Here is a 7,756-nt window from a genome sequence, read left to right as displayed (position 1 = left end):
CCCTTATTTGCCGTTCTTGGATGGATGGTGAGTTTTTATGAGAAAAAAGTTATAAACCTGTTTTGATGCCAGCTGTTTTTAATGCTGTTCCTGTTCTCTGAACTTAGTGGCCGTTACAGTGAAATGTTTACCAAATACTACTTCGTTATACTCGTTTTCTTGCTGATGGGCGCATTTTATCAAAAAGCATTTGGTTACTTGTCCAGGTTATTTAGCAATGTCTGAAAGTAATAAACTTCGTAAATGGTTTCTTAGGTCAAAAAATCAAGATAGCGGTGACCATGGTGAAATGTCTTTTTTTGCTCACCTGGATGTACTCCGTAAACATCTGATCAGATCGGCCCTTGTGATAGCTTTAACAACAATCTGGGCCTTTTGTTATTATGATTTCGTTTTCGACAAGATAATCCTAGGCCCAAAAAAGGCTGATTTCCCAACCTACAGGATAATGTGCTGGATCAGTGACCGTTTTAACTTAGGTACCAGCTATTGCCTTAAAGAGATCAGCTTCAAGATCATCAATACCGAAATGRCCGGACAGTTCAATCTTCAGCTCAATTCATCGGTTATTGTCGGGATTATATTGGGTTTTCCTTATCTTTTGTTCGAGCTATGGCTCTTTATCAAACCGGCCCTACATTTAAGAGAGAGAAAAGCAGCAAGAGGTTTTGTTTTTTATGCTACCCTGCTTTTTCTTCTGGGCATTTTGTTTGGCTACTACATTATTGCTCCTTACTCGATACGTTTTCTTGTGGGCTTCCATGTGAGCGAAGTAATCGAAAACCAGATCACCATCGATTCCTATCTGTCATCAATTGTTACCCTTACTCTTGGAACGGGAATTATTTTTGAAATGCCCATCGTTGTATTAATTCTTTCAGGATTGGGCCTGCTAACACCTAAACTGATGCGAAGTTCCAGAAGGTACGCGGTTGTAATCATGTTGATTATTGCAGCGGTAGTTACCCCTACCCCTGATATACAGACCATGCTGATTGTATTCTTGCCGTTGATGATACTTTATGAGATCAGTATCATGGTAGCGGTACGGGTTGAACGGAAAAACATGCAGGCTCAGGGATAGGCATTACTACCAACCTCGTATTTACCTGTCTCACTATTGGCGGACCTGTAATTATGCTATTACAATGAATATTGGCTCAGCAAGAAAATGGATTCTTCAGTTTTGCAACAGAATCTACGGTGATATTTGTGTTATATTATAATTCATATTCATGCGATACCTTTTAACTGTACTTTTCCTTATAACTTTATCTAATACCTTATTTGCACAAACCAATCCCGGAAAGGGAAAAATTTCCGGAACAGTTATCGATGCCACTACAAAAGAGCCAATTGATTTTGCGACCGTCACCATTTTCAAAACAGGAACAAAAACTGTGGTCAACGGCATCAGTTCTAATGCTCAGGGAAACTTTACGGTTTCTGGTCTTGCAAACGGTGTATATAAAGTTGCTGTAGATTTTATAGGTTACAAAGAAAAAATCTTCGATCCGGTAACCATCAGTGCAACATCATCCAATATTCATCTTGGTACTACTTTATTGGTTTCTACGGTAGATCAGTTGCAATCTGTAACGGTTACAGCCAAAACGCCCATTATAGAGAACAAGATCGACAAAACCGTTTACAATACCGCTAACGATCTTACCGCACAGAACGGTGTGGCTTTGGATGTGTTAAAAAAAGTTCCGATGGTAAGTGTTGATATCGATGGAAATGTGGAACTGCAGGGAAGTGGAAGCGTCCGTTTTTTAATCAATGGCAAGCCCTCCAGTATTTTTGGTGCCAGCCTTGCTGATGCGCTGCAGTCGATTCCCGCCAGTCAGATCAAAAGTGTAGAAGTGATTACCAGTCCGGGTGCGAAATATGATGCCAGTGGCACAGGGGGGATCATCAATATCGTATTAAAAGATAATAAATTCCAGGGCATGAACGGAAGTGTCAATGTTTCTGCCGGAACAAGATTGGAAAACGGATCGGTAAACCTGAATGTAAAAAAAGGAAATTTTGGTGTTGGTGTTTTCTTTAGTGGGAACAAACAGTTCAACACGGTTACAAAAAGTTCACTTGACCGCCTTTCCTATAATAATACCAGAGATACGATTAACAGGTTTTTTCAGGACGGAAGCAACCCTACCAAAAGAGGGAGCTACCAGACTGGCATCAATCTGAACTGGAGCATTACACCTAAGGATGAAGTCACAGCTACCTTTGGTTACAATCATTTCAATAATAACGGAAGTGGGGTTACCAACCAAAACCAACAATACCTGCTTGCCTCATCTGGGCTTTTGTTATCCAATATCCAGAGCACCAGAAATTCGGTCAGTAATTTTAACGCCAACTCAACCGATATTAGTTTAGCCTACAAAAAAAGTTTCAAAAAAGGAGGTCATGAACTGGATTTTCTCTATAATTCGAGTTTTGGAAACAACACCGTTCGTACTTCACAAACCTCTGCCTACCTGAACGGCAATTATCCAACAACCGGATTACAGAGCTCGAACCCTGGTAAAGAAAATGAGACCGAACTTTCTGTTAACTACACTTTGCCTGTAAGCAAAAAACTCACAATTGAAAGCGGAGTAAAAATGAATATAGACGACCTGAACAATAATGTGGTTACGGATACTTTAACCACAAACGGATCGTATATTAACAATGCCAACCAAACCTATGGCTTTAATTATAAGAGGAATGTATATTCGGCCTACCTGTTGAAGCCTGAAATCGGCAATAACTTTGAATTGGGTTACAGCAAAAACTTTAAAAACGGAGCAAACATTTATTTTGCTGGATATTTCAGGAGAAATACCGATGATATGCAGCAGCTTACCACCTATTATGACGTATTGACCATCAATGATATCGATTATTCTGCTGTTTCACTTACCCAAAGATTCAATCTGGGCACGCAGACAAGCATTGGCGCGAGTTTATTTGCTTCGGTACCTATAACCAAAAAATTGAACCTGCGCACCAACATACAGGCAGGCAACAGAGACAATGTATCGCCTGGCCTGGCAAGTGTTAGTGCATTTGCCTACAGAACCAACCTAAATGCAAGTTATGAGCTTCGCAATAATCTTTTGGCAGAAGTTTTTGGAAATTATAATTCATCACAAAAAAACTTAAGGAGTACAAGACCCTCAGTATTCAACTATAGTATCGCGATAAGAAAACAGTTTCTCAACAAAAATGCGAGTATCGGTTTAACAGGAGTAAATCCTTTCAACCGGAATCTCACGCAGAGACAGACCAGCTTTGGCCCAAATTTCGATCAGACAAGCCTTAGGTTTGTTCCTGTACGGTCCTTTGGGTTAACATTATCCTATAAATTTGGCAAGCTACAGTTTAAAAAAGATTCGAAAGAAGACAATGGGCCGCAGCTGCCCGATGTTGGCGGGGGAAAATAGTTTTAAGGCCGTAGTCTCCCAAAAAAGCAGCTAACTATTTGAGAAAAAATACAAAAAGGAAAAAATACTGATTAGCAGAGAACCGTTGGCATAGGGCTTTGTTTAAACGGTTCTCCGGCTTTCGCTCTTAATTGCTAGGTGCTTAAGGAATTGTAATTGTCTCAAGTTCTACAACATGTGCACTAAAAAAGCCAAGTGCTCCACCACTGACATTACTTACCAGATTGGCGGGAGCTGCCCGGTCGGCAGAACTGCTGGCATTGAAAAGGCTAAATAAATAGGTGTATACCGGAGCCTCAACGCCATGCATTTCTACAGTAAGCCTGTCACCCTTAACAAGTCCTTACTATGATCTTTTCCTTACTATGATCTTTTGTCCTGTTTTAAAAGACAAGGTATTCGTTGATCTCCTTATCGGAAGTAAACTCATCACTGAAAACCTCAATTTCACTATATTGATTGTGATTATGACTCGTCGTATATTTACTTGTCGTTTGGTGGCAGATATTATCAATCGTATCATCAAACCTTCGAACTGAACTCCACAGATTTTCACCAAAAGCAACGAAGAACCTCAAAAGTAGCCTACCCATTTCGGGTCAAATGGTCATAACTTGATTGCCTCCTAATTTGTGGAAGACAGAGACATATTAAGTTTATGGTCGGGGGCCTTGCCAAAGTGGCTAGTGTACCATTCAATCAGTTTAGGAGATTTAAACTGGTTATTTCCATTTATTCCTCTAATAAAACGTTTGGCAGATTTAGTTCCATTTTCCCCTTCCATGGCTTGATAAAGAACATAATCCACAATAATTTTATCATCTGGCTTGGGGCCTTTGTAAGCCAAAATTGCTCCATCCTTCCCGATGATGAACGGTGCCGGATCGCCGATCGCCAAAATTTTATGGAATTTGGCAGACGAAACATCAGCACCTAATTTATTGGTTGATGAGGTATCTGAACCTACATATAGACTGGCAAAAATTACGTCGGAATATTTAGCAAAGCGTTCCTTTAGCAACCGGTATGATTTTTCCTGCTGAACTGAGAGTTTCTTATTTCCCCAAACATATAGATAGACCGTTTTTCCCCTGTATAAGCTGCCAAATGAGTGATTACTTCCATCAGCATCCACAATTTGTATATCAGAAATATAAGTATCGGTATAATCATTATAGTCTTTAACCAAAAGTTTGGCGATTCCTTTCACCATCATTGTGCAGGAACTACCAAGGACACAAAGGGCAATAATAAACAAGTAAGTATATTTCTTCATCTTCTTTAAAGCTTGTTTGACGCTGGTAACGTGTATTTGAATTAGTTTATATAGGAGAGACGACAAGAATTGATCGAAGGTTGCATCAACATTCTAAAATATTTTTATCAATGACTATTAGAAACGGTGCGAGACTTATTTTGAAATCTTCAACTCTGATTTACGCTTCAAATCATCAACAAAAAAGTTCGTTAAAGATCTCGTTAAGAGCACCAAAAATTTAACATGTGATATATTTAATAAACTATTCAATGTATGTTTTTAAACGAAAACGATTAGAGCAGATAATATTGATTAAAAAAAATCTGATTTTGAAAACGTCTTTTAAAATGTATGATAATTTAATACCTTTTAAACAAAAAATTTGCAAGAAAAATAGAGGTGAGTTTTTGGCGACCTAATGCCAAATACGATTTTAACTTCCTTAAAAACAAATAATTAAAACCAAAGGTCCTACACCCTTTCATTCCACCCTAAATTTAATAAAGGAATCTTGTCCTTCGCAACAGGGATAGCAGCGGATACCGGCCTGTGGTTAAGGCCTGAAGGCGTATGAGCGGATAGCCCGGCAGTTGCCAAAAAAAATATAAAGCGGCTATCAAAATTAGACAACCGGGCATAAAACAAAAAACTTCGACACTTGCCCAGGTCTACGCACATATATTTGAATGACTGTATGCCAAACGAAAAGCCACTGATCTATACCAGTGGCTTTATTTCCCAAAACAGTCTCCTGTTTATTTTGCGCTGTTCTTTTTCTCCGTAACCTCAGCCCTGATCTCTTGGGCAAGGTTTTTAAGGTCTTGCATTGCTTTACGTACACGTGTACCGGCTGCTGCATTTCCACCATCATAAAATTTCGTCACATCAGCCTCAACTGAAGCGATTACTTCCTGTACCTGTTTGAATTTGTCCATAACTGTTTTTTAAGGGGCCAAAGGGCCCGGATATAATTATTTTGTCCTTGGAAACCGTGTTCCAGCCCCAAAACTAAACATTTAAGCGGGAAAGCAAAAAAAAGAACTATTGAAAACCAAGATGCCCGGCTTCACTGCTTACCCCTATCGCATTGGCTCTCCACAGGATAAAGCCCAGCCTGCCGCAGCATTCCGCAACAAAATACTCGATATCCGCAGGTACATCATTCACGATACGGTAGCGGATTTTGTATTTCGGGTTATAGCTGATATAGACAACCAGATCATCGTCTGAAAATCCCCTGCCTGACAAAGGCTTGAAATGGGCTTCCTGTAATTCCTTTGCGGTCCGGACCAAACGGTCGTTCATTACTTTGGCCAATGCTTTTTCAGGCTTAAAATCTGTCTCTAAAATAGCCAGTACGGTTACGGTCATCAGGCAAAAATAGACAGATTAGGCACATTGACAAATGCTTTAGGATAAGCAACTGAAAATCAGGCAAAATATTTTTTCAGACCAAATTTATAGTGCGCAAAAGTCAGTCTTAAGGCAATAACCAGCTTTATACACAGTTGTAAAAGGAATAACCAGGCAGTTTACATTGATCAGTTTTTCTAATTTCAGGTTGACTATTTACCTGAATACCATCTGTTTTATCTTCCTGCTATAAAGAACTTTCTTCCACTTGTTCCTGCTTGTCCAAAAGAGCAGACTTTATCAAAGTAAAAGCATAGTCCCCGGCTTCGGCAACGAAATTCATACTTTCCTTTAAGCCTGGATATTTCAGGGAAAATGGCCACTCGTTCCGTTTTTAAAGTGAGGCCACATTTCGCTTCAAACTGGTTCATCATCACTTTTGGTGAAGAATTATGTATGATGGCGAATCTGAAAATCAGGAATTTCTGCCTACTTTCAATACCGAACATAAAAGCTCTTAAAAACAAAAATCATTTTTTTTATACTTTATATTGATATATCAATTATGTTTGCATCAACATAATTGATATGAATAACAAAAACCCAACAGCAACAGTACTTTATTTGATTGAACAAGCAATTAAGGAGTATAGAAAAATTTCACAAAGGAATATCTCAAAAATTGTAAAAGATATTACAGTAGATCAATGCCTAGTCTTAATAATCCTTAACAAGAATGACAAAATTTCTCAAAATGAATTGGCAAATCTTGTTTTTAAGGATAATGCATCCATCACGAGAATGATAGAATTAATGGTTAAAAAAGATTATCTAAATAGAACTATTCATAAAGGAGATAGAAGGAAATTTAATCTTGAAATAACCGAAAAAGGAAAAAAAACGCTAGAATTAATAAACCCAATTGCAAAACTGAATAGAGAAACGGCACTAAATGGTTTGTCGTTGGAAGAGATTAATTTACTCGAAAAAATATTAAATAAAATAATTACTAATTGTAAAATCTAAGAAATGAAAAAAGTATTTAATCTATTGTTAATCTACGTTGTAATCTGCTTCAACTCAAAAGCGAATGCCCAGGATTTTACGGAAAGTAATAAACAAATATTGGAAATAGCAGATAAAATTAATAAATATTACATTTTTGAAGATGTTGCAAATCAACTTTCTAAAAAATTAAAATCGGAAATAGATCTTAAAACTTTTGACAATCTTTCTGATGCAGAATTTGCAAAATCTCTTTCAAAATATTTAACAAGAAACGGTAATGATCTGCATTTCAATTTATTATACCGTCCGGGTAAAGAGGAAGAAAAAGCAGTCAATGAAAAGGAATTGCTAAAAAAATACGATGCTATTAACAAACAGTGGAATTATGGTTTTGATAAAGTGATGAGATTAGACGGAAATATCGGTTATATTGAATATACCGGATTTCCCGAAGGAAATAAATCTGCTCAACAAATTTTAGATGCTACAATGAATTTTGTTTCAAATACAAATGCTTTGATTATAGATTTAAGGAACAACCGGGGCGGTGATGGCAAAATGGTAAGGCTATTTTTAAGTTATTTTTTTAATGAAAGAATTAAATTGAGTGAGATTTACACCAGATATAATAATAAAACCGAAGAGAAGTACACCTATAAAAAAGTAAATGGCAAAAAGTATTTAGATAAACCTGTAT

At 37.5% G+C, this 7,756-nt stretch carries 8 protein-coding genes; 4 read left to right on the top strand and 4 right to left on the bottom strand.

Annotated elements, in window-relative coordinates; translation table 11 throughout:
• The first annotated feature begins 217 nt into the window (after positions 1-217).
• Entirely contained in the window at positions 218-1,084 is an 867-nt protein-coding gene (gene tatC / locus AC1DND_RS19225) for a twin-arginine translocase subunit TatC (protein ID WP_477584053.1), read from the top strand.
• Between the two features lie 151 nt (positions 1,085-1,235).
• Positions 1,236-3,440: an outer membrane beta-barrel protein gene (locus tag AC1DND_RS19220; RefSeq protein WP_477584051.1), complete on the top strand. Its 2,205-nt coding sequence runs from the start codon at positions 1,236-1,238 to the stop codon at positions 3,438-3,440.
• 142 nt (positions 3,441-3,582) lie between these two features.
• On the opposite strand, the gene AC1DND_RS19215 is transcribed toward AC1DND_RS19220, so the two are convergent.
• From AC1DND_RS19215 to AC1DND_RS19200, 4 genes are all read right to left on the bottom strand, one after another.
• Entirely contained in the window at positions 3,583-3,750 is a 168-nt protein-coding gene (locus AC1DND_RS19215; RefSeq protein ID WP_157258301.1) for a hypothetical protein, read from the bottom strand.
• 315 nt (positions 3,751-4,065) lie between these two features.
• Entirely contained in the window at positions 4,066-4,716 is a 651-nt protein-coding gene (locus AC1DND_RS19210; protein ID WP_157258303.1) for a hypothetical protein, read from the bottom strand.
• A 737-nt stretch (positions 4,717-5,453) separates the two neighbouring features.
• Complete coding sequence (locus AC1DND_RS19205) at positions 5,454-5,633, bottom strand: hypothetical protein (RefSeq protein WP_057935026.1); 180 nt, start codon at positions 5,631-5,633, stop codon at positions 5,454-5,456.
• Positions 5,634-5,739: 106 nt separating this feature from the next.
• Positions 5,740-6,069: a hypothetical protein gene (locus AC1DND_RS19200; RefSeq protein WP_057935027.1), complete on the bottom strand. Its 330-nt coding sequence runs from the start codon at positions 6,067-6,069 to the stop codon at positions 5,740-5,742.
• Between the two features lie 570 nt (positions 6,070-6,639).
• Between AC1DND_RS19200 and AC1DND_RS19195 the strand changes: the two genes are divergently transcribed.
• Together AC1DND_RS19195 and AC1DND_RS19190 are read left to right on the top strand one after the other, a co-directional pair.
• The gene (locus AC1DND_RS19195; protein ID WP_477584047.1) at positions 6,640-7,077 is read left to right on the top strand and encodes a MarR family winged helix-turn-helix transcriptional regulator; all 438 of its coding nucleotides are present in this window, start codon (positions 6,640-6,642) and stop codon (positions 7,075-7,077) included.
• A gap of 3 nt (positions 7,078-7,080) precedes the next feature.
• Positions 7,081-7,756 (top strand): S41 family peptidase (locus AC1DND_RS19190; protein ID WP_477584045.1); only part of this gene is annotated, 676 nt, incomplete at its 3' end.

The sequence above is a fragment of the Pedobacter sp. 01N416 genome, assembly GCF_056399685.1.
This window is presented reverse-complemented; position numbering and strand designations above follow the sequence as displayed.